The 22,076-nt window shown below is 68.6% G+C and carries 20 protein-coding genes and 1 riboswitch; of the genes, 10 read left to right on the top strand and 10 right to left on the bottom strand.

What is annotated here, in order from left to right; translation table 11 throughout:
- Window positions 1-273 precede the first annotated feature (273 nt).
- Complete coding sequence (cyc1, locus tag ACFYXB_RS16800; RefSeq protein WP_389582599.1) at window positions 274-1,359, top strand: epi-isozizaene synthase; 1,086 nt, start codon at window positions 274-276, stop codon at window positions 1,357-1,359.
- On the top strand, window positions 1,356-2,729 hold the full coding sequence (locus ACFYXB_RS16795; protein WP_389582596.1) for a cytochrome P450: 1,374 nt from the start codon (window positions 1,356-1,358) through the stop codon (window positions 2,727-2,729). Before cyc1 ends, ACFYXB_RS16795 begins: the two co-directional genes overlap by 4 nt.
- Window positions 2,730-2,756: 27 nt before the next feature.
- On the opposite strand, the gene ACFYXB_RS16790 is transcribed toward ACFYXB_RS16795, so the two are convergent.
- Window positions 2,757-3,722, bottom strand: a complete 966-nt coding sequence (locus ACFYXB_RS16790) for a helix-turn-helix domain-containing protein (protein ID WP_389582594.1) — start codon at window positions 3,720-3,722, stop codon at window positions 2,757-2,759.
- A gap of 93 nt (window positions 3,723-3,815) precedes the next feature.
- Here ACFYXB_RS16790 and ACFYXB_RS16785 point away from each other — a divergent pair, with 93 nt between their 5' ends.
- On the top strand, window positions 3,816-4,058 hold the full coding sequence (locus tag ACFYXB_RS16785; RefSeq protein WP_389582591.1) for a hypothetical protein: 243 nt from the start codon (window positions 3,816-3,818) through the stop codon (window positions 4,056-4,058).
- On the opposite strand, the gene ACFYXB_RS16780 is transcribed toward ACFYXB_RS16785, so the two are convergent.
- The 6 genes from ACFYXB_RS16780 to ACFYXB_RS16755 all read right to left on the bottom strand — a co-directional run bounded on the left by ACFYXB_RS16780 (window position 3,971) and on the right by ACFYXB_RS16755 (window position 11,057).
- A complete protein-coding gene (locus ACFYXB_RS16780) occupies window positions 3,971-4,981 on the bottom strand; it encodes a ribonucleotide-diphosphate reductase subunit beta (RefSeq protein WP_389582588.1) in 1,011 nt (336 codons plus the stop codon). The two genes, ACFYXB_RS16785 and ACFYXB_RS16780, sit on opposite strands and share 88 nt — an antisense overlap.
- Window positions 4,981-7,353: a ribonucleoside-diphosphate reductase subunit alpha gene (locus tag ACFYXB_RS16775; RefSeq protein ID WP_389582586.1), complete on the bottom strand. Its 2,373-nt coding sequence runs from the start codon at window positions 7,351-7,353 to the stop codon at window positions 4,981-4,983. The genes ACFYXB_RS16780 and ACFYXB_RS16775 overlap by 1 nt, the downstream gene beginning before the upstream one ends.
- A gap of 144 nt (window positions 7,354-7,497) precedes the next feature.
- A riboswitch (cobalamin riboswitch) is annotated at window positions 7,498-7,576 on the bottom strand.
- Window positions 7,577-7,663: 87 nt separating this feature from the next.
- Window positions 7,664-8,170, bottom strand: coding sequence for a GNAT family N-acetyltransferase (locus tag ACFYXB_RS16770; RefSeq protein WP_389582583.1), 507 nt, complete (start codon window positions 8,168-8,170; stop codon window positions 7,664-7,666).
- Window positions 8,171-8,253: 83 nt separating this feature from the next.
- Window positions 8,254-9,870, bottom strand: a complete 1,617-nt coding sequence (gene mctP, locus ACFYXB_RS16765; RefSeq protein ID WP_389582580.1) for a monocarboxylate uptake permease MctP — start codon at window positions 9,868-9,870, stop codon at window positions 8,254-8,256.
- Entirely contained in the window at window positions 9,867-10,130 is a 264-nt protein-coding gene (locus tag ACFYXB_RS16760; protein ID WP_351343694.1) for a DUF3311 domain-containing protein, read from the bottom strand. Before ACFYXB_RS16760 ends, mctP begins: the two co-directional genes overlap by 4 nt.
- Before the next feature lie 162 nt (window positions 10,131-10,292).
- Window positions 10,293-11,057, bottom strand: coding sequence for a GntR family transcriptional regulator (locus tag ACFYXB_RS16755; protein WP_351343691.1), 765 nt, complete (start codon window positions 11,055-11,057; stop codon window positions 10,293-10,295).
- A gap of 411 nt (window positions 11,058-11,468) precedes the next feature.
- On the opposite strand from ACFYXB_RS16755, the gene ACFYXB_RS16750 reads away from it, so the two are divergent.
- The 4 genes from ACFYXB_RS16750 (at window position 11,469) to ACFYXB_RS16735 (ending at window position 16,251) form a co-directional block, all read left to right on the top strand.
- Window positions 11,469-12,749, top strand: a complete 1,281-nt coding sequence (locus tag ACFYXB_RS16750; RefSeq protein ID WP_389582576.1) for an extracellular solute-binding protein — start codon at window positions 11,469-11,471, stop codon at window positions 12,747-12,749.
- A gap of 140 nt (window positions 12,750-12,889) precedes the next feature.
- Entirely contained in the window at window positions 12,890-13,876 is a 987-nt protein-coding gene (locus ACFYXB_RS16745; protein WP_351343685.1) for a sugar ABC transporter permease, read from the top strand.
- Window positions 13,877-13,881: 5 nt separating this feature from the next.
- Window positions 13,882-14,748 carry a carbohydrate ABC transporter permease gene (locus ACFYXB_RS16740; RefSeq protein ID WP_389582624.1) on the top strand — a complete coding sequence of 289 codons (867 nt, stop codon included), beginning with the start codon at window positions 13,882-13,884 and terminating at the stop codon, window positions 14,746-14,748.
- Window positions 14,749-14,757: 9 nt separating this feature from the next.
- Window positions 14,758-16,251: a glycoside hydrolase family 3 protein gene (locus ACFYXB_RS16735; RefSeq protein ID WP_389582573.1), complete on the top strand. Its 1,494-nt coding sequence runs from the start codon at window positions 14,758-14,760 to the stop codon at window positions 16,249-16,251.
- A gap of 70 nt (window positions 16,252-16,321) precedes the next feature.
- Here the strand turns inward: ACFYXB_RS16735 and nagB are convergent, their stop codons facing one another.
- On the bottom strand, window positions 16,322-17,107 hold the full coding sequence (gene nagB, locus ACFYXB_RS16730; protein ID WP_389582570.1) for a glucosamine-6-phosphate deaminase: 786 nt from the start codon (window positions 17,105-17,107) through the stop codon (window positions 16,322-16,324).
- Window positions 17,108-17,250: 143 nt separating this feature from the next.
- Between nagB and ACFYXB_RS16725 the strand changes: the two genes are divergently transcribed.
- Together ACFYXB_RS16725 and ACFYXB_RS16720 are read left to right on the top strand one after the other, a co-directional pair.
- Window positions 17,251-17,889, top strand: a complete 639-nt coding sequence (locus ACFYXB_RS16725) for a TetR/AcrR family transcriptional regulator (protein WP_389582567.1) — start codon at window positions 17,251-17,253, stop codon at window positions 17,887-17,889.
- A gap of 379 nt (window positions 17,890-18,268) precedes the next feature.
- Window positions 18,269-19,735: a PAS domain-containing sensor histidine kinase gene (locus tag ACFYXB_RS16720; RefSeq protein ID WP_351344455.1), complete on the top strand. Its 1,467-nt coding sequence runs from the start codon at window positions 18,269-18,271 to the stop codon at window positions 19,733-19,735.
- Between the two features lie 215 nt (window positions 19,736-19,950).
- On the opposite strand, the gene ACFYXB_RS16715 is transcribed toward ACFYXB_RS16720, so the two are convergent.
- Both ACFYXB_RS16715 and ACFYXB_RS16710 read right to left on the bottom strand, forming a co-directional pair.
- Window positions 19,951-20,208, bottom strand: a complete 258-nt coding sequence (locus ACFYXB_RS16715; RefSeq protein ID WP_003992873.1) for a WhiB family transcriptional regulator — start codon at window positions 20,206-20,208, stop codon at window positions 19,951-19,953.
- A 319-nt stretch (window positions 20,209-20,527) separates the two neighbouring features.
- The gene (locus tag ACFYXB_RS16710; RefSeq protein ID WP_389582564.1) at window positions 20,528-21,496 is read right to left on the bottom strand and encodes a diacylglycerol/lipid kinase family protein; all 969 of its coding nucleotides are present in this window, start codon (window positions 21,494-21,496) and stop codon (window positions 20,528-20,530) included.
- 116 nt (window positions 21,497-21,612) lie between these two features.
- On the opposite strand from ACFYXB_RS16710, the gene ACFYXB_RS16705 reads away from it, so the two are divergent.
- The gene (locus ACFYXB_RS16705; RefSeq protein ID WP_389582563.1) at window positions 21,613-22,071 is read left to right on the top strand and encodes a hypothetical protein; all 459 of its coding nucleotides are present in this window, start codon (window positions 21,613-21,615) and stop codon (window positions 22,069-22,071) included.
- The last annotated feature ends 5 nt before the right edge of the window (window positions 22,072-22,076 follow it).

Raw genomic sequence — 22,076 nt, 5'->3', positions numbered from 1 at the left:
GCCCTCAACCTGTCCCGGCGCCGAAACGACCGAACCACACAAATACTGAGTCCCCGTCAGTGAACCCACGGAGACTCATGAACGATCGAGGCTAGTGCTCCTTATTCAGTCACACAAGGGGAGATTCTCGGCACCTTGGGGTAGTGAATGAAGCAAATCCGTTCCCAGATCGGTCAGTTGTAGTGCTGAATGGGAAGTGCGGGGATACGCAACGGCGCACGCCCGGCACAACGGGAGGGTCGTGCGCTCCTGGCGGCTGAGAGGGGTTTGTTCGTGCATGATTTCCCACACGGCACCACATCGACGCCGACGACGGTGGCCGTCCCACCGTCGCTAGCTCTCCCGGTGATCGAGGCAGAGTTTCCCCGGCAGTTACATCCGTATTGGCCGCAGCTTCAGGAGAAGACGCGCCTCTGGCTGGTCGAAAAGCGGCTGATGCCGGCTGGCAAGGTCGAGGAATATGCCGATGGCCTGTGCTACACGGACCTGATGGCGGGGTACTACATCGGCGCCCCCGACGACGTGATGCAGGCCATAGCCGACTACAGTGCGTGGTTCTTCGTCTGGGACGACCGGCACGACCGCGACATCGTGCACGGCCGCCCGGCCGACTGGCGGCGGCTCAGGCTCCGGCTGCACACGGCTCTCGAGTCACCACGGCATCACCTGAACCACCCGGATCCCCTGGTCGCGGGTTTCGCGGACAGTATGGTGCGGCTGTACTCGTTCCTGCCGCAGACCTGGAACGCGCGCTTCGCCCGGCACTTCCACGCGGTGATCGACGCGTACGACCGGGAGTTCCGCAACCGCGCCGAGGGATACATCCCCGAGGTCGAGGAGTACCTCGCCCTCAGGCGCCTGACCTTCGCGCACTGGATCTGGACGGACCTGCTGGAGCCGAGCGCGGGACTGGAAATTCCGGACGCCGTGCGCAAGAACCCGGTATATCGACGTCCGGCGCTGCTGAGTCAGGAATTCGCCGCCTGGTACAACGACCTCTGTTCACTTCCGAAAGAAATAGCGGGGGACGAGGTCCACAATCTCGGAATCAGTCTCATCACCCATCAGGGGCTGAATCTGGAAGAGGCGGTCGTGGAAGTCAGGCGACGCGTCGAGAAATGCATCACGGAATTCCTCGAGGCGGAGCGGGAAGCCTTACGTTTCGCCGACGACCTCGCCGACGGAACGACGCGGGGGAAAGAGCTCAGCGTCGTCGTACGGGCCTGTATCTGCAATATGCGGAACTGGTTCAGCTCGGTCTACTGGTTCCACCACGAATCCGGCCGGTACATGGTCGACAGCTGGGACGACCGGTCCACGCCCCCGTACGTCAACAACGAAGCGGCAGGTGAGAAATGACCGTCGAGTCTGTGAAGCCCGTGGCGCCACGGGCGCCCGAGCCGAGTGAACCGCCCCTCGCGGGGGGCACCGTCCCGCTCCTGGGCCACGGCTGGAAGCTCGTCCGTGACCCGCTGTCCTTCATGGCGCAACTGCGCGACCACGGCGACGTCGTCCGGCTGAAGCTCGGCCCCAAGACGGTGTACGCCGTCACCACGCCGGCCCTCACCGGGGCGCTGGCGCTCAGTCCCGACTACCACGTCGCGGGCCCGCTGTGGGAGTCCCTCGAAGCCCTGCTCGGGAAGGAGGGAGTGGCCACCGCCAACGGCGCCCTGCACCGGCGTCAGCGGCGCACCATCCAGCCCGCGTTCAGGCTCGACGCCATCCCCGCTTACGGGCCGATCATGGAGGAGGAGGCGCACGCGCTCACCGAGCGGTGGAAGCCCGGCGAGACCGTCGACTGCACCTCCGAGTCCTTCCGGATCGCCGTGCGCGTCGCGGCCCGCTGTCTGCTGCGCGGTCACTACATGGACGAGGCGGCCGAGCGGCTGTGCGTCGCGCTCGCCACCCTCTTCCGGGGCATGTACCGGCGGATGGTGGTCCCGCTCGGACCGCTGTACAAACTGCCCCTTCCGGCCAACCGCGAATTCAACCGAGCCCTGGCCGATTTTCATCTGCTGGTCGACGAGATCGTCGCCGAGCGCCGTGCATCTGGTCAAAAGCCGGACGATTTGCTGACGGCATTGCTGGAGGCGCAGGACGACAATGGCGACCCCATCGGGGAACAGGAGATCCACGACCAGGTCGTCGACATACTCACCGCGGGCAGCGAAACGATCGGGTCCACGATCATGTGGCTGCTTCACGTGCTCGCCGAACACCCGGAACACGCGGCGAAGGTGCGCGCCGAGGTCGAATCCGTGACCGGTGGTGACCGGCCCGTCGCATTCGATGACGTCCGTAAGCTCTCGTACACGAACAACGTTCTGGTCGAGGCCATGCGTTTGCGGCCGGCCATATGGGTATTGACGCGTCGGGCGGTGACCGACACCGAGCTCGGCGGCTATCGCATTCCGGCCGGGGCGGACATCATCTACAGCCCGTACGCCATCCAGCGCGACCCGCGCTCCTACGCGGAGAACCTCGAGTTCGACCCCGACCGCTGGCTGCCGGAGCGGTCGAAGGACGTGCCCAAGTACGCCATGCGCCCGTTCAGCGTCGGCAACCGCAAGTGCCCCAGCGACCACTTCTCGATGGCGATGCTCAGCCTGGTCATCGCGGCGCTGTCGGCGAAGTACCGCTTCGAGCAGGTCGCCGGGTCGAACGACACGCCCCGGGTCGGCATCACGCTCCGTCCGGACAACCTGCTGGTCAAACCCTTGCCCTGGTGAGGGGCGAGTCATGACGCCGACGCGCGGTCAGGCGGCCTGAGGGCCCCGGAACGCGCGCCGGTAGGCGTTCGGGGTCGTCCCCAGCGCCCGGACGAACTGGTGACGCAGCGCAGCCGCTGTACCGAAGCCGGTGCGGGCGGCGATCGCGTCCATCGTCTCGTCGCTCCCCTCCAGCAACTCCTGGGCCAGCAGCACACGTTGGCGCAGGATCCAGCGGTAGGGAGTGGTGCCGGTCTCCTGCTGGAAGCGGCGGGCGAAGGTGCGCGGCGCCATATGGGCGCGGGCGGCGAGCTGTTCGACGGTGACCTCGCGGTCGAGGTGCTGCTCCATCCAGGCCAGCACCTCGCCGACCGTGTCGCAGGTGTCCTTGGGCAGTGGCCGCTCGATGTACTGGGCCTGACCGCCGTCCCGGTGCGGTGGCACCACCATCCGCCGGGCGATCTTGTTGGCGACCTCGGGGCCCTGCTCCTTGCGCACGATGTGCAGACAGGCGTCGATACCGGCCGCGGTGCCCGCCGAGGTGATCACCGGGTCCTCGTCGACGTAGAGCACGTCCGGCTCGATGATCGCTCGCGGATTGCGCACGGCCAGCTCTCTGGCCTGCCGCCAGTGCACACTGCACCGCCGCCCGTCGAGCAGTCCGGCGGCGCCGAGCACGAAGACCCCGGAGCAGACGCTGAGCACCTTCGTGCCGCGCTCCACCGCCCGTACCAGGGCGTCGAGCAGCTCGGGCGGATAGTCGCGCGTGACGTACTCGCTGCCGGCCGGCACCGCGATCAAGTCCGCTTCCTCCAGCCGTTCGAGCCCGTACGGCGTCGAGACGCTCAGCCCGCCGACATGGGTGCTCAGCGCCGGGCCCTCCGCCGAGACCACGGCGAAGTCGTACACCGGCAGACCCTCGTCGCTGCGGTCGATGCCGAACACCTCGCAGACGACGCCCAGTTCGAAGGGATGCACACCGTCGAGGAGTACCGCGGCCACGTTTTGCAACATGCCGCCAGTGTGCCTCAGTCATGGCAGTAATTCGAGGGTGTACGGCAGTCCTGCCACTCACGGTAAGGAGTCTCCGGCGCGACAGTGGTGTCCATGAACACGAACCAGATCCAGGGCCTGATCGGAATGATCGCCTTCCTCGGGATCCTCGTCCTCCTGGTCCTCCCGTCACTGCTCGGCGTCATGCGCGACAGGCGCGTCGACCGGCAGCTCAGGGAGGCCCAGGAGGACCGGAGCAGCGAAGCGGATCAGAAGTCCTCGTCCAGGTCGACGGTGCCCTCCACCGCCACCTGGTACGCCGACGGACGCCGCTCGAAGAAGTTCGTCAGCTCCTGAACCCCCTGCAACTCCATGAAGGAGAAGGGGTTCTCCGAGCCGTACACCGGGGCGAAGCCGAGGCGCGTGAGGCGCTGGTCGGCGACGCACTCCAGGTACTGCCGCATCGAATCGGTGTTCATGCCCGGGAGGCCGTCACCGCACAGGTCGCGCGCGAACTGCAGCTCGGCCTCGACGGCCTCCCGCAGCATGTCGGTGACCTGCTGCCGCAGTTCGTCGTCGAAGAGGTCCGGCTCCTCCTTGCGGACGGTGTCGACCACGTCGAAGGCGAAGGACATGTGCATGGTCTCGTCGCGGAACACCCAGTTGGTGCCGGTGGCGAGACCGTGCAGCAGACCCCGGCTGCGGAACCAGTAGACGTACGCGAAGGCGCCGTAGAAGAACAGACCCTCGATGCACGCGGCGAAGCAGATGAGGTTCAGCAGGAAGCGGCGGCGGTCGGCCCTGGTCTCCAGCCGGTCCAGCTTCTCGACCTCGTTGATCCACTTGAAGCAGAACCCCGCCTTCTCGCGGATGGACGGGATGTTCTCCACCGCGGCGAAGGCGGCGGCCCGGTCGTCCGGGTCGGGCAGATAGGTGTCGAGCAGGGTCAGATAGAACTGGACGTGGACGGCCTCCTCGAAGAGCTGACGGCTCAAGTAGAGCCTCGCCTCGGGGGAGTTGATGTGCTTGTAGAGCGTCAGCACCAGGTTGTTCGCGACGATCGAGTCGCCCGTCGCGAAGAACGCCACCAGCCGGCCGATCAGATGCTGCTCACCCGGCGTCAGCTTCGCGAGATCGGCGACGTCCGAGTGGAGGTCCACCTCCTCCACGGTCCAGGTGTTCTTGATGGCGTCCCGGTAGCGCTCGTAGAAGTCGGGGTAGCGCATGGGACGCAGAGTCAGCTCGAAGCCGGGGTCCAGGAGATTCTTATTGCTGGGCATTACTGGCAGGCCTCGCAGGACTCGGGGTTCTCAAGGGAGCAGGCGACGGCGTCGGGGTCGGTCATCTGCTGGACGGGGATGGGAGTTTGGGCGCGTGCGGCGCGGGCGATGCGGGTCGCCGGGCGTGAGCGCAGGTAGTACGTCGTCTTCAGGCCCTGCTTCCAGGCGTACGCGTACATCGAGGAGAGCTTGCCGATGGTCGGCGTCTCCATGAAGAGATTCAGCGACTGGGACTGATCCAGATACGGGGTCCGGGCCGCCGCCATGTCGATCAGGCCGCGCTGCGGGAGCTCCCAGGCGGTGCGGTACAGGCGCCGTACGTCCTCGGGGATCCAGGCGAAGTCCTGCACCGAGCCGCCCGCCTCGCGCAGCGCCTCACGCGTGCGGGAGTCCCAGACGCCGAGTTCCTTGAGGTCGTCGACCAGATACGAGTTGACCTGGAGGAACTCCCCGGACAGGGTCTCGCGCTTGAACAGGTTGGACACCTGCGGCTCGATGCACTCGTAGACGCCCGCGATCGACGCGATGGTGGCCGTCGGGGCGATGGCGAGCAGCAGCGAGTTGCGCATGCCGACGGACGCGATCCGCTCGCGCAGCGCGGCCCAGCGCTCCGGCCAGGCCGGCTCGACGCCGTAGTGGTCGGGGTGCAGAACACCCCGCGCGGTACGGGTCTTCTCCCAGGCCGGGAGCGGTCCGCTCCGCTCGGCGAGGTCGGCGGAGGCCTCGTACGCGGCGAGCATGACGCGCTCGGCGATCCGCGTGGACAGGTCCCTGGCCTCCGGCGAGTCGAAGGGCAGGCGCAGCTTGAAGAAGACGTCCTGCAGGCCCATCGCGCCGAGGCCGACGGGACGCCACTTGGCGTTGGAGCGGCCCGCCTGCTCGGTCGGGTAGAAGTTGATGTCGACGACGCGGTCGAGGAAGGTGACGGCGGTGCGGACGGTGTCGTCCAGCCGCTCCCAGTCGATGTCCCCGTCCGCCACGAACGCGCCGAGGTTGACCGACCCCAGGTTGCAGACCGCGGTCTCCCCGTCGTGCGTGACCTCCAGGATCTCCGTGCAGAGGTTGGAGGAGTGGATCACTTGGCCCGGCTCCGCCGTCTGGTTGGCGGTGCGGTTGGCGGCGTCCTTGAAGGTCATCCAGCCGTTGCCGGTCTGCGCGAGCGTGCGCATCATGCGGCCGTACAGATCGCGGGCCGGGATCGTCTTCTTCGCGAGCCCGGCCGCCTCCGCCCGGCGGTACGCGGCGTCGAACTCCTCGCCCCACAGGTCGACCAGCTCGGGCACGTCGGACGGCGAGAACAGTGACCACCGCTCGTCGGCGTCGACCCGGCGCATGAACTCGTCCGGCACCCAGTGCGCGAGGTTGAGGTTGTGCGTACGCCGGGCGTCCTCACCGGTGTTGTCGCGCAGCTCCAGGAACTCCTCGATGTCGGAGTGCCAGGTCTCCAGGTACACGGCCGCGGCCCCCTTGCGCCGGCCGCCCTGGTTCACCGCCGCCACCGACGCGTCGAGGGTCTTGAGGAACGGCACGATGCCGTTGGAGTGCCCGTTGGTGCCGCGGATCAGCGAACCGCGCGAACGGATGCGGCTGTACGACAGCCCGATGCCGCCCGCGTGCTTGGAGAGCCGGGCCACCTGGTGGTAGCGGTCGTAGAGGGAGTCCAGCTCGTCCAGCGGGGAGTCGAGGAGGTAGCAGGACGACATCTGGGGATGGCGCGTACCGGAGTTGAAGAGCGTGGGGGAGGAGGGCAGGTACTCGAGGCGGCTCATCAGCCCGTAGAGCGCGGCGACTTCGTCGGCGGCCTGGACGGTGTCGCTCTCGGCGAGACCGGCCGCGACGCGCAGCAGGAAGTGCTGGGGCGTCTCGACGACCTTGCGGGTGTGGGGGTGGCGCAGCAGATAGCGGCTCTGCAGGGTGCGCAGGCCGAAGTAGCCGAAGCGGTCGTCGGCGGCGGGGTCGGCCAGCGCGTCGAGCCGCTCGGCGTGCAGCCGTACGAACTCGGCGGTGCGGTCGGCGATCAGGCCCTCGCGGTGTCCCACGGCGACCGACTCGGTGAAGGACGTGACGCCCTGCGAGGCGGCCTCGGCGCGGATATCGACGGCGAGCAGACGGGCGGCCAGCCGGGAGTAGGCGGGGTCGTCGGAGATGAGGCCCGCGGCCGCCTCCGTGGCCAACTCGCGCAACTCCGACTCGTCCGCCCGCGCCGACCGGCCGCGCAGCGCGGCGGCGGCGACCCGGCCGGGCTCGGCGTCGGGGAGGTCGGCGGTCAGCTCGGTCAGGATGCGCAGCAGCGCGGCTGCGGGACCGTCGGACTCCAGGGCCGTGGCGGAAACACCGATGGCTGAAGCCGGGTCGGCTGGCGCGATGGTCACGTAGGGCTCTCCCTCGCTCGGCAGGGGGCCTTGCGGAGGGCAGGGGGCAGCACACGAGCGCACGGGGCGTCGCGTCCACCGGCCCACTCCACGAGGCCCGGACGTCAGGGCACCCGGACCGGACGGCCGGGCGCGCTGTCGACAGGTCCTCGGACTGAAACAGGCGTGCGGATGCACGCAAGTACACCGTTGCGGGACAGTTCCGGATTCGCACCGGATTCCCCTGCGGCGACAGCGAGCATGAGCATACATCTTGTGCCGCGCGCTGAGGGCACCCCCATATGTTGTGTCGCGGTGACTTCGGAGTGTGTCAGAGCGTCAACTCATAGGTGAGCAGCATGATGTCGTCGAGCTCCGGAATCGGGTTCCAGTCCCGCTCGGGGACGCGGACGAAGCCCAGGCGCTCGTAGATGCGGTGGGCGGTGCGCATCGTGCGCTGCGTCGACAGGACGAGCCGTACGCAGCCGTCGGTGGCCCGGGCCCGCTCGACACAGGCGCGGACGAGGGCCTCGCCGGTGCCCCGGCCGCGGGCGGTGTGGTCGACGGCGAGCATCCGTATCTCGGCCTCTCCGAGCCGGGCGATGTCGGCCATCGGCCCGCCGGACGGCACGAAGGTCACCCCGCCGAGGACCCGCCGGTCGGCCACGGCCACCAACACCTCGGCGGCGGCCGCGCGCCCCGCGACGTCCTTCAACCTGCCGAGATAGGCGTCGCTCTCGCCGAAGTCGAGGAGGCCGTCCTGGAGGTAGGCGCGGGCGGTGATGTCGCCGAGGGTTTCGTACTCTTCGGGAGTGGCGTTCCGGATCACGATGTCCATGGGGCCGAGTGTGCCGGACGGGTACGACAACGGGCCGCCGGATTTCCGGCGGCCCGTTGTCGGTGTGCGCTCAGTGAGCGGTGTCAGTGAGCGGCGCCGCTCAGCTCCGTCCGGACTCCGGGGTCGCCCGCGTCCGCCGTGTAGTCCTGCGGCTTCGTCTCGTCGACGCCCTCGGGGGCCTTCAGGGCCTTGAGGGCGAAGGTCAGGACGACCGTGACGACGACGTTCAGGACGAACGCCGTGAGACCGATGTAGCCGATCTCGCCGATGCCGGGGATCTCCTTCGCCGAGCCGCCGAAGTGCGCCTGCGTCGGCGAGGCCACCCCGTACGCGGCGAGCGTGCCGTACACCATGCCGACCGCCCAGCCCGCGAGCAGCGCCCAGCGGTGGAACCAGCGGGTGAACAGGCCGCCGACCAGGGCCGGGAAGGTCTGCAGGATCCAGATGCCGCCAAGCAGCTGGAAGTTGATCGCGACCGTCTTGTCCATGGTCAGGACGAAGACCAGCGCGCCCACCTTCACCAGCAGGGAGACCAGCTTGGAGACCTTGGTCTCCTCATGGGCCGTGGCGTTCGGCTTGATGAAGTCCTTGTAGATGTTGCGGGTGAACAGGTTCGCGGCCGCGATGGACATGATGGCCGCCGGCACCAGCGCGCCGATGCCGATCGCCGCGAAGGCCACGCCCGCGAACCAGTCCGGGAACATGTTCTCGAACAGCTGCGGGATCGCCAGCTGGCCGTTCTGCACCTTGACGCCGGCCGCGATCGCCATGAAGCCCAGCAGCGCGAGCAGGCCGAGCATCAGGGAGTACAGCGGCAGGATCGTGGTGTTGCGGCGGATCACCTCACGGCTGCGCGAGGACAGCGTCGCGGTGATCGAGTGCGGGTACATGAACAGCGCGAGCGCGGAGCCCAGGGCGAGCGTGGCATACGTCCACTGGCCCGCCTCGGGCGGCGTGAGCGCTCCGCGCGGCTTGCCGGTCGCGGGGTTGACCTGGGCGAACGCGTCGCCGGCCTTGGCGAAGATGTCGTCGAAGCCGCCGAGCTTGATCGGGATGTAGATGATCGCCACCGCGATGACGATGTAGATCAGCGTGTCCTTCACGAACGCGATGAGCGCCGGGGCCCTGAGGCCCGAGGAGTAGGTGTACGCGGCCAGCACGCCGAACGCGATCAGCAGCGGCAGGTCCTTCACGAACCAGTTGGTGCTCTCGCCGCCGCCGACACCCATCACGTCGAGCACCGCCTGGATGCCGACGAGTTGGAGCGCGATGTACGGCATGGTCGCCAGGATGCCGGTGACCGCGACCGCCAGCGACAGGCCTTTCGAGCCGAAACGGCCGCGCACGAAGTCCGACGTCGTCACGTATCCGTGCTTGTGCGACACCGACCACAGCCGGGGCAGGAACGTGAAGATCAGCGGGTAGACCAGGATCGTGTACGGCACCGCGAAGAAGCCCGCCGCGCCCGCCGCGTAGATGGCGGCCGGTACGGCCACGAAGGTGTACGCCGTGTAGAGGTCGCCGCCGAGCAGGAACCAGGTGATCCAGGTGCCGAACGACCGGCCGCCCAGGCCCCATTCGTCGAGGCTGTGCTCGTTGTCCGGTCTGCGCCAGCGCGCCGCCAGGAAGCCCAGGACCGTGACGGCCAGGAAGAAGAAGATGAAGACGCCGAGCGCGACGCCGTTCACGCCGTCCTTCATGCCGACGCACCGCCCTTCGGAGCCTTGCGGGCGCGCTGGTCACGCTGCCACAGCTGGTACGCGGTCATCGTGAGCGCGGTGGAGATCAGCACCCAGGCCATCTGGTACCAGTAGAAGAACGGGATCCCGATGAACGTGGGGTCGGTCTTGGCATAGGAGCCCACCCAGAGCATCGCCACGAAGGGCACGACGAGACACAGGGCGATCACTACCCGGACCGGTGTCACGACCGGCGGTTTCACTTCAGGCGCATCTGACATGCCAAGGCTCCGTCCCCTCGCTGATCACCAGGTGTAACGCGCAGGCAATGTAGGTGACGGTGTCAACGAAACGGAAGACCCCATCCGCATTTCGGTCCCGAACGGCAACCTCGGTAGCGGCGGAAGGGGTCGCTTTACACCAGGTGCACTACTTCAAGTAGCTCAATCCTGCGGCCTCTTGAGTCGAGCGACGAACTTGTAGCGGTCCCCCCGGTACACCGACCGCACCCACTCCACCGGGTTCCCCTGACGGTCCAGCGAATGCCGGGAGAGCATCAGCATCGGCAGGCCCACGTCCGTGCCGAGCAGGCCCGCCTCGCGTGGCGTGGCCAGCGAGGTCTCGATGGTCTCCTCGGCCTCGGCGAGATGGACGTCGTACACCTCGGCGAGGGCGGTGTAGAGGGACGTGTACTTGACGAGCGACCTGCGCAGGGCCGGGAAACGCTTCGCCGAGAGGTGGGTCGTCTCGATGGCCATCGGCTCCGCGTTGGCCATGCGCAGCCGCTCGATGCGCAGCACTCGGCCGCCGGCCGTGATGTCGAGAAGTTCGGCGAGGCGGTGGTCCGCGGTGATGTAGCCGATGTCCAGCAGCTGCGAGGTCGGCTCCAGGCCCTGGGCGCGCATGTCCTCGGTGTAGGAGGTGAGTTGCAGCGCCTGGGAGACCTTCGGCTTGGCGACGAACGTGCCCTTGCCCTGGATGCGCTCGAGGCGGCCCTCGACGACGAGTTCCTGCAGGGCCTGGCGGACGGTGGTGCGTGAGGTGTCGAACTCGGCGGCCAGGGTGCGCTCGGGCGGCACCGGCGTGCCCGGCGCCTGAGTCTCCGTCATGTCGAGCAGATGCTTCTTCAAGCGGTAGTACTTGGGCACGCGCGCGGTACGGACGGTCGCCCCACCCTCGTTCTCCGCACTGCTGACGTCGGTGCTCATGCTCCGCCTTCCCGGCTCCGGGTGCCGAAAGTGGCCGACATCCCATCGGCCACGGCTCACATCGTGGCACGGCTTCGTGGGGTGGGAGGTCACCCGCACGCTCCGTGATCTCCTCTGTATACCCTCGCGCCCCCAGTTGGTCTAGTCCATAGGGCCCTCGTGGCGGCAGTGGTCCACGTCAAGTGGTCCGTCCGATCTGTCGCTTGGGGAATGAAAGGTCTCTGCATATCTCGGTCCCATCACGGACCCCCGGAGCCTGCTCAACACCCTTGACAGGCCTATTGGTCTGGGCCAAGCTCCCCCGTACTGGTCTACACCATTGGTCCAGGTCCCGGCCCCACGGGCGGTACGACGCGCTGACGGTCACCGCAGGGAGGCAGGGGGGATTGTGGCATCCCTGAGGAGGGTGGCGTGAAGCGCAAGCTGATAGCCGCGATCGGTATCGCGGGCATGGTCGTCTCCATCGCGGCGTGTGGCAGTGACAAGAAGGACGACAAGGCACAGGGGGCGGACGCCAAGGAGCTCACCGTCTGGCTCACCGTCGACGCCCAGAACAACTGGCCCAACCTGGTGAAGGCCGCCGACGCCGCGGTGCAGAAGAAGCACCCGGGCATCAAGATCAAGCACGAGTACTACGGCTGGCCGGACAAGAACACCAAGCTCGACGCCGTCCTCGCCACCGACAAGGCGCCCGACGTCGTCGAGATGGGCAACACGGAGATGCTCGGCTACATGGTCAAGGGCGCCTTCGCACCCGTCGACCCGGCCCAGTTCAGCAACTCCGCCTCCTGGCTGGACGGCCTCAAGGCCTCCGTGACGTACGACGGCAAGACCTACGGCGTGCCCTACTACGCCGGTGGCCGCGTCGGCACCTGGCGCAAGGACATCGCCGCCGCGTCCGGCATCAAGGCGACGCCGAAGACCTACGCCGAACTGACCGGCGACCTGGACAAGATCCAGAAGAAGCAGGGCGCCAAGTTCAACGCCTGGTACCAGCCCACCCGTGACTGGTACGCGGCCATGTCCTTCGTCTACGACGCCGGCGGCTCCATCGCGAAGGAGGAGGGCGGCCAGTGGAAGGCCAACCTCTCCTCGCCCGAGTCCCTCAAGGGCCTCAACGAGTTCAAGACGATCCTCGACAAGTACATGCACGGCGACAAGACCAAGGACGAGTCCGACCGTTACATCGTCTACGGCCAGGGCAAGTCCGACCTGATCTTCGGTGCCGCCTGGGAGGGCGCGACCTCCGCCGACCCGAAGAACGACAAGACCGGCAAGCTCAAGGACAACCTCGAGAACTTCGTGCTGCCCGGCCCGTCCGGCAAGAACATGCCGGTCTTCCTGGGCGGTTCGGACCTCGCCGTCCCGGTGAAGTCCAAGGCCCAGGCCGTCGCCGCCGAGTGGATCAACGCGTTCGTCGGCCCCGAGGGCCAGAAGGGCCTGATGGCCAAGGGCAACCTGCCCAACAACAAGACCGACCTCGCCACTCTGAAGAACGACCCGGCGACCGTCGTCCCGGCCACCGCGGCCGAGTCCAACTGGTTCGTCCCGATGGCGCCCGGCTGGGGCCAGGTCGAGAAGGCCCAGGTCCTGCAGACCATGCTGCAGAACATCGGCACCGGCAAGAAGTCGGTCGAGGACGCCGCGAAGGAAGCGGACGCCGCGATCGACAAGGTCATCAACACCAAGTGACCTGAGCGCGGGGCCCCGTGGACCCTGGGGGGTTCCGGGGGAGGGGCCCCGCTTCCCGTTCGGCCGCGCCGTGTCCGGCGCCGCGCGGCCGAACGGGATTCCGGCTTCGTACGACCAGAGGGACCGCTGAGGAGCGCGCGATGAGTGCCGCAGACACCACCACCCCTGCCAAGGTGCCGCCGCCGCGGCACGCGCCGCCACCGGACGTCCCCGAACGGCCACGCGGAAAGCGGACGTCGGGCACGGCCGGCACCCCCTGGCTGCTGCTCGCCCCCTGTCTGGCGATCCTCGCCCTGGTCATGGGCTATCCGCTGGTCCGCCTGGTCACCTTGTCGTTCCAGAAGTTCGGCCAGTCCCAGCTGTGGGGCTTCCAGCCCGCCGAGTCGGTGGGCTTCGACAACTTCGCCAAGGTGCTGGGGGACGTCGAGTTCTGGCAGGTCGTCCTGCGCACGGTGATCTTCGCCGCCGGATCGGTGATCTTCACCATGGTCATCGGCATGCTGATCGCCCTGCTGCTGCAGCGGGTCTCCGGCTGGGTGAAGACGCTCGTCAACATCGCGCTCGTGGCCAGCTGGGGCATGCCCGTCATCGTCGCCACCACGGTCTTCAAGTGGCTCTTCGACGCCGACTACGGCATCCTCAACGCGCTGCTCAGCAAGCTGCCGGGCGTCGACCTGATCGGCCACAACTGGTTCGCGAGCGGCCCGCAGGGCCTGGCCGTGATCATGCTGCTGGTGGTCTGGGGAGCCGTCCCCTTCGTCGTCATCACCCTCAGCGCCGGACTCACCCAGGTCCCGGCCGAGTTGGAGGAGGCGGCCCGCCTCGACGGCGCGGGCTCCTGGGGAGTCTTCCGGTACGTCACCCTGCCCATCCTCAAGCCGATCATCGTGATGCTCACGACTCTCTCGGTCATCTGGGACATGGGCGTCTTCCCGCAGGTCTTCGTGATGCGCAACGGGCACCCCGAGGCCGAGTTCCAGCTCCTGACCACCTACTCCTACGACCGCGCCTTCGTGGTCAACGACTATGCGCAGGGCTCGGCGATCGCCCTGATCACGGTCGTCCTGCTGCTGGGCGTGGTCGCCGTCTACATGCGCCAGATGCTGAAGATCGGAGAGGTCGAATGACCATCATGGACGCCGTCGCCACGACGGGGAGCGGCTCGAGGAGCACCTCGCGGCCCCGCAAGTCCAAGGTCGGCTGGAACCTCCTCGGCCTCCTCGTCTTCGTCACCGCCGGCTTCCCCGTCTACTGGATGCTCAACACGGCGTTCAAGCCGGCCAAGGACGCCATCGACCCGGACCCCAGCCTGCTGCCCACGGGTGTGACCCTGTCCAACTTCAGCCGCGCGCTGGACATCGCGGACTTCTGGGGCCCGGTCGGCCGCAGTCTGATCGTCTCGCTGTCCGTGGTGGCGATCGGCGTCGTCGTCGGCATGCTGGCCGCGCTCGCCATCTCCCGGTTCGCCTTCCGCGGCCGCAAGATCGTGATCGTCGGCATCCTCGCGGTGCAGATGGTCCCGCTGGTCGCCATGATCATCCCGGTGTTCCTGCTGCTCAACGACCTGAAGCAGTACGACAAACTCACCGGCCTGATCATCACGTACCTGACCTTCATCCTGCCCTTCACGGTGTGGACGCTGCGCGGCTTCATCGTCAACATCCCGCGCGAGCTGGAGGAGGCCGCGATGGTCGACGGCTGCTCCCGCACCGGCGCCTTCATCCGCGTCGTCTTCCCGCTCCTTGCCCCCGGCATGGTCGCCACCTCGGTCTACGGCTTCATCCAGGCCTGGAACGAGTACCTCTACGCCCTGATGCTGCTCAGCCAGGAGCACCAGACCGCGACCGTGTGGCTCGGCAACTTCACCACCAAGCACGGCACCGAGTACGCCCCCATGATGGCCGGAGCCACCATGATGGCCGTGCCGATCGTCGTGCTGTTCCTCCTCGTCCAGCGCAAGATGGCCGCGGGCCTGACCGCTGGCGCCGTGAAGGGATAACGCCATCCGATGACGACATTCGCCAGCGGTACCGACACCCTGACCCGGGACGCCCTCACGGTCCTGCAGCCCGGCTTCCCCGGCACCATCGCGCCCGACTGGCTGCTGCGCCGGCTCGGCGAGGGCCTGGCGTCCGTGGGCCTGTTCGGCCGCAACATCGCCTCGGCCGAACAGGTCGCGGCCCTGACCGCCCAGTTGCGCGCGGAACGGGACGACGTCCTGGTCGCGATCGACGAGGAGGGCGGCGACGTCACGCGCCTCGAGGTGCGGACGGGCTCGTCCTTCCCCGGCAACCACGCGCTCGGCGCGGTGGACGACGTGGAGCTGACCCGGGAGGTGGCCTTCGAACTCGGCCGCCGCCTCGCGGCCTGCGGGGTGAACCTCAACTGGGCCCCGTCGGCCGACGTGAACTCCAACCCCGCCAACCCGGTCATCGGTGTGCGCTCCTTCGGTGCCGACACCGACCTGGTCGCCCGGCACACGGCGGCCTATGTCACGGGGCTCCAGGCGGCCGGAGTGGCCGCCTGCACGAAGCACTTCCCGGGCCACGGCGACACGGCCGTCGACTCCCACCACGCGATGCCCCACATCGACGCGGACGTTGCGGTGCTCCAGTCCCGTGAACTGGTCCCGTTCCACGCGGCCATCGCCGCCGGTACGAAGGCCATGATGAGCGCGCACATCATGGTCCCGGCGCTGGACCCGCACCACCCGGCGACCCTGTCGCGCCGCATCCTCACGGATCTGCTCCGGGGCGAACTCGGCTACGACGGCCTGATCGTCACCGACGGCATCGAGATGCAGGCCATCGCCGCGACGTACGGCATCGAACGCGGCAGCGTCCTCGCCATCGCGGCCGGCGCCGACGCCATCTGCGTGGGCGGCGGCCTCTCGGACGACGAAACGGTACGCCGCCTGCGCGACGCCCTCGTCGCGGCCGTACGCTCGGGCGACCTCCCGGAGGAACGCCTGGCGGACGCGGCGGAACGGGTACGGAGCCTGGCGCGGTGGACGGCGTCGGCTGCGGCCTCGGGTGCCGGTGGTTCCGCGTCCTCGGCGGACGGCGTCGGACTCGTCGCCGCCCGGCGGGCGTTGACGGTGACGGGCGGCGAGGCGTTCGAGCCGCTGACCGAGGCGCCGTACGTCGCCGCCTTCACCCCGGTCGCGAACATCGCCGTCGGTGACGAGACCCCGTGGGGCGTCGCGGCGGAGCTCGCGCGGTCGCTGCCTGGCACGGAGACGGAGAGCTTCACCGGGGACGCGGCGGGGAAGGAGGCGCTCGCCGCCGCGGGGGAGCGGCGCGTGGTCGCCGTGGTCCGCGACGAACACCGGCACGCATGGATGGCAACGGCCCTGGACACGGTCCTGGCCGCCCGTCCCGAGACGATCGTGATCGAGATGGGCGTCCCCCAGTCCCCGCCCCGGGGTGCCCTCCACATCGCCACCCACGGCGCGGCGAGAGTCTGCGCCACAGCGGCGGCGGAGATCATCGCAGGCAAGTGACCACAGACAAAGGCGCCGGTCGCCCCGCAGGGCACCGGCGCCTTCGTCGTGTCGTCGTGTCTCCGTGTCGCTAAATCCCCTGCCACTCCGGCTTGTTGGCGTACGTGTGGCGGAAGTAGTCCGCCAGCTTCAGCTTGGACGCGGCGGGCTCGTCGACGACCACCGTGGCGTGCGGGTGGAGTTGCAGCGCCGAGGCGGGGCACACCGCGGCGACCGGTCCCTCGACCGTCGCCGCGACCGCGTCCGCCTTGCCCTCGCCGGTCGCGAGCAGCACCAGGTGCCGGGCCTCCAGGATCGTGCCGATGCCCTGCGTGATCACGTGATGCGGTACCTGCTCGATGTCGCCGTCGAAGAACCGCGCGTTGTCGACCCGAGTCTGCTCGGTCAGCGTCTTGATCCGCGTGCGCGAGGCGAGCGACGAGCACGGCTCGTTGAACCCGATGTGCCCGTCGGTCCCGATCCCGAGCAACTGCAGGTCCACGCCGCCGGCCTCGGCCAGGGCCCGGTCGTACGCCACGCACGCCGCCTGCACGTCCTCGGCCGTACCGTCGGGCCCCATGAACGCGTCCATCCCGATCCCGAGCGGCTCGAGCAACTCGCGGCGCAGCACCGAGCGATAAGACTCGGGGTGCTCGGCGGGCAGTCCCACATATTCGTCGAGCTGCGCGATCCGCGCCCGCGCGGTGTCCACGGCGCCGGAGCGCACCTTCGCCGTCAGCGCCTGGTAGATGGGCAGCGGGGTCGAGCCGGTGGCCACACCGAGCACGGCGTCGGGCTTGCGCCGCAGGAGCTGGGCCATGGTCTCGGCGATCAGCTCGCCGCCCGCCGCGGCGTCCGGAACGATGACAACTTCCACGCTGGGCCTGCCGTTCTGGAGAGGGCTGGAAGGTCTGGGAAAGGTCTGTGTGGTTTAGACCAATCTAACACCCAGCCCGCGTCGGCGCCGCTCCTCTTCGCATTACCTAGCGGTCGCTACAGAAAAACCGTAAAATGCGCCCCATGGTGCGCAGTCAAGACGGTCAGGACACGAAGACGCCGGCCGAGTCCCCCGCCAGGAGGGGCCGCCCACGCTCCTTCGACCGCGAGACGGCGCTCGAGAAAGCGGTCCGCGCCTTCTGGGAGCACGGCTACGAGGCGACCTCGGTCTCCGACCTCACCCGGATCATGGGCATCGGCGCGCCGAGCCTGTACGCGGCCTTCGGCGACAAGCGCTCCCTGTTCGAGGAGGCCGTGCGCGTCTACGACGGGACGTACGGCGCCTTCCCGCAGCGCGCCCTGAAGGAGGAGCCGACCGCACGCGCCGCGGTCGAACGGCTGCTGCGCGAGGCCGCGACGGAGTTCACCGACCCTGGCCGCCCCCACGGCTGCCTGGTGATCCACGCCGCCACCAACTGCGCGACCCCCGAGATCGAGAACTCCCTGCGCCGGCGGCGGAACGCCGACATCGCCGCCATCGAGAGCCGGATCGCCGGCGACGTCGCCTGTGGCGCACTGCCGCCCGGCACCGACGCCGCCGCTCTCGCCCGCCACGTCGGCGCCGTCTTCCAGGGCATGTCGCAGCAGGCGCGCGACGGCGCGAGCCGGGCGGAACTGGAAGCGGTCGCGGAAATCACCATGGCCATCTGGCCCCGTACGTGACCCGGCCGGGCTAGGCTGCGAAGCGCCGACTGTGAACAACCTCCAATGCATGGACACACAAACGTGGTCTAGTCCACAATGGACGGGAGGCCTGAGTACGGCAGGACCGTACGACACAGCCGCACACTTCCGCCTTCCCCGCACAGGAGGGCGGACCGAGGATCCGGTGCTCTCTGCCCTGACTGCCCCGGCTCCTCACCCTTCGGCCGACCGGGACCGCACACCCCCACGGCCGTTGTTGCTCCGGGCTGCGGTGCCGGGAGGGTTGAGGGTCCCTCCCAGGCGCCGCGGCCCGCGGGTGTTTCCGGACCCGGTCCCGGCGGCACCGTTCATTTCTGAGCCGTACAAACCGCCAGGTACGCTCACAGACGTGCCCTCCATGAACGAACTCGTACGCCAGCACACGGCCCTCGACGACTCCGATCTCGAGTGGCTCCATCTGCTGGTCTCGGAGTGGCAGCTGCTCTCCGACCTCTCCTTCGCCGACCTGGTCCTGTGGGTCCCCACCCGCGACGGCACCCGGTATGTCTCGGTCGCCCAGATGCGCCCCAACACCGGCCCGACCTCCTACCACGACGACATGGTCGGCCACCTCGTCCCGCGTGGCCGCCGCCCCATGCTGGACGCGGCGCTCGACGAGGGCCGGATCGTGCGCGAGGGCGACCCGGAGTGGCGCGAGGAGGTCCCGGTCCGGGTCGAGTCGATCCCGGTACGGCGCGCGAGCCGCGTCCTCGGCGTCATCGCCCGCAACACCAACCTGCTGACCGTGCGCACCCCGAGCCGCCTCGAACTGACGTACCTCCAGAGCGCCTCGGACCTCGCGCAGATGATCGCGGCCGGCTCCTTCCCCTTCCTCGACCAGCAGGTCGACATGGACGCCTCGCCGCGCGTCGGCGACGGCCTGATCCGGGTCGACGCGGACGGCATCGTCCAGTACGCCTCACCGAACGCGCTCTCCGCGTACCACCGTCTCGGCCTCGCCTCCGACCTGGTCGGCCACCATCTGGGGCAGACCACCGCCGAACTCGCCCCGACGCGCGGACCGGTGGACGAGGCGCTGGCCAAGGTCGCCAGCGGCTGGGCGCCGCGCGAGTTCGAGATCGAGTCGGACGACGGAGTGATTCAGTTCCGGGCGATCCCGCTCAAGCCCAAGGGCACCCGCGTCGGCTCATTGGTGCTGCTGCGGGATGTCACCGAACTGCGCCGCCGCGAACGCGAGTTGATCACCAAGGACGCGACCATCCGGGAGATCCACCACCGGGTGAAGAACAACCTCCAGACGGTCGCCGCGCTGCTGCGCCTCCAGGCCCGCCGTATCGAGTCCGAGCGCGGCCGGGAGGCGCTGGAGGAGGCCGTACGGCGGGTCGGCTCGATCGCGATCGTGCACGAGACGCTCTCCCAGAACCTGGACGAACGTGTGGAGTTCGACGAGATCGCCGACCGAGTGCTCGCGATGGTCGCCGAGATCTCGCCGGGCAAGGTGACCGGCCGGCGCAGCGGGCGCTTCGGGATCCTCGACGCCGAGGTGGCCACCCCGCTGTCGATGGTCCTGACCGAGGTCCTGCAGAACGCCCTCGAACACGGCTTCCGCGAGGGCGACACCGGCACCGTCGAGGTCTCGGCGGTCCGCGGCGGCACGACCAAGGAGGCCCGTCTTCTCGTCACCGTCCAGGACAATGGCGTCGGCCTGCCCGAGGGCTTCGACCCGCACCGCTCGGGCAACCTCGGTCTGCAGATCGTACGAACCCTGGTCGAGGGAGAGTTGGGAGGTACGTTCGACATGGTCCCGGCGCCCGAACGGGGGACCCGCGTGATCCTGGACGTGCCGGTGCGACCGCAGAAGTAGCCGCTCCCGGCGACCCTTCATCCGCAAAGCCCCGAACAGCCCCGAACAGCCCTGAACAGCATTGAGCCCCGGGCCACTTGGTGGTCCGGGGCTTAAGCTCGTTGCTGCTCGTTTGCTAAGCGCATCGGGGGTACTGCGCGCTGCGGCTCGGGGGCGGGAGATGCGTACGCGATGTACGCGCCGCCAAGCTCAGGCTGTCAAGCGGGGTGGTCGGGTCAGGCGGAGGCCTGACGGGCCCGGTTGCGGGCGGCGCGGCGCTTCATGGCGCGGCGCTCGTCCTCGCTGAGGCCACCCCAGACGCCGGAGTCCTGACCGGACTCGAGCGCCCACTGCAGGCACTGCTCGATAACCGGGCAGCGACGGCAGACGGCCTTGGCTTCCTCGATCTGCAGCAGCGCAGGACCGGTGTTGCCGATGGGGAAGAAGAGCTCGGGGTCTTCCTCGCGGCAAACGGCGTTGTGACGCCAGTCCATGGCTGCTACCTCTCCTTGGTATTACATGCGGGTTGCTTGTGAATGTGAACGCTTTCACGAATCCCTCAACAAGTGAAGGGCCGACAGCCAGATTCACTGGCGTGGTCCTGTGATGCGAAGAGGGGTTCTGGTGATCAGCGGAGGCCGGTGTTGCGGGCCGTCCCGATCGCCACGTAGAGACTCGCAAACCTCAGCGGCGGATACAACCCTTTCAGAAAAGTTTTTTTTGATTCCTCGGTGTCGACTAGGTCACAGCCGTACTTCCATGGGGTGGACCCTGGTCTAAACGTTCGAGTGAAAGGACTTTGGGCCCTTCCACTCACACAATCACACGCAGTGCACGGCGTACGCCTGTGAACGTCACGCTCGTACGCAGTCCTAGGTGGTCGCCGTCCATCTGAAGGGGCAGCGGCACCTTCGAATGCAAGGTGAACCGGTCCTGGTCGTGCAGGGACACGGCGTACTTGCCATGGGGTCCGCGCTCGGGGGACGAAGTGAGCAACTGGGTACCATATCGGGCAACCGCGGCCGTGGACAGACGGCTGAGACCGAGTACGTCGATGCCCTTGTCGAACGAGGCCTTAGGCGACGTGTACATGGGGCGATTGCCGAGATACGTCCACGGGGACGTGTTCGAGACTATGGCGACGACCAGATCGGTGATCGGGTCCCCGCCGGGGTGTTCCAGCGTGATCGTCCCGCGCCGGCGGTGCTGCTCGCCGAGGAACTGGCGTACCACCTGGCGTACGTACAGCGCGTGCGTCGACTTCTTGCCGAGCTCGCGCTGCTGCTCGACCCGCCCGACCACACCCGCGTCGAAGCCGAGCCCCGCGTTGAAGGTGAACCAGCGGGACGGTACGGCCTCGTCCTCGGTGCCGGGCGTGCCCGAGGTCAGACCGAGGCCGACGACGCGCTCCCGCTTCTCGCGCAGGGCGTCCAGCAGGGCGCCCGTGGCCTCGACGGGGTCGTTGGGCAGACCCAGGGCACGGGCGAAGACATTGGTGGAGCCGCCCGGGACCACGGCGAGACCGGGCAGGCGCGCCGGATCGGGTCCGTCGTGCAGCAGTCCGTTGACGAGCTCGTTGACCGTGCCGTCGCCGCCCAGGGATACGACCAGGTCGATGTCGTCGCTCTCCGCCGCCTGCCGGCCCAGGTCGTGCGCGTGCCCGCGGTACTCGGTGGTGACCACCTCGAGCTTCACCTCGCTCGCGAGCGCATGGATCAGCACGTCACGTCTGCGTGCGCTTGTGGTGGTTGCCGCCGGGTTGACCACGAGAAGTGCACGCATGGATTGCAGCGTACCTACCGGGGGGTACCGGGCCCAGACCGAGGTAGGGATCCGGTAAGAGAAGAGGGCGTGAGCCTGAACACTCGGGGTGTTTCGGCGACGGCTACCCTGCTGGGGTGAGCAGCGAGCCGAACCCCACCCCGGACACCGCGGAAGCCGGTGCCCCCCGCCCGCGCCGTCTGACGTACGCGGCGGCGCTGGCCGCCCTGGAGGGCTTCGCGCTGCTGGCCGGCGGCGCCTGGACGCTCGTCCTCGGACTCACCGGCGCCCCGGACGACCGGCAGCAGGCCCTCACCCTGGGCGTCACCGTGATCGTGCTCGCACTGCTGCCGCTGGTCGCCGCGCGCGGGCTGCTGCTGCGTCGCAGCTGGAGCCGCGGCCCGGCCGTGATCACCCAGATCATGGCCCTTCCGGTGGCCTACAGCCTGCTCCAGGCCGACAGCGCCGCCATCCCGGCGGGCATCGCCCTTGCGCTGGTCGCCGTGGCCTCGCTGGTCCTGCTGATCAACCCCGCGACGACCGAGGCCCTCGGCATCCGGGGGCCCGGTCGTACGGAGGAGCCCAAGGGCCGGTAGCCGCA

Origin of the sequence: Streptomyces sp. NPDC002619 (assembly GCF_042889305.1) — a bacterium.
GTDB lineage: Bacteria > Actinomycetota > Actinomycetes > Streptomycetales > Streptomycetaceae > Streptomyces.
This window is presented reverse-complemented; position numbering and strand designations above follow the sequence as displayed.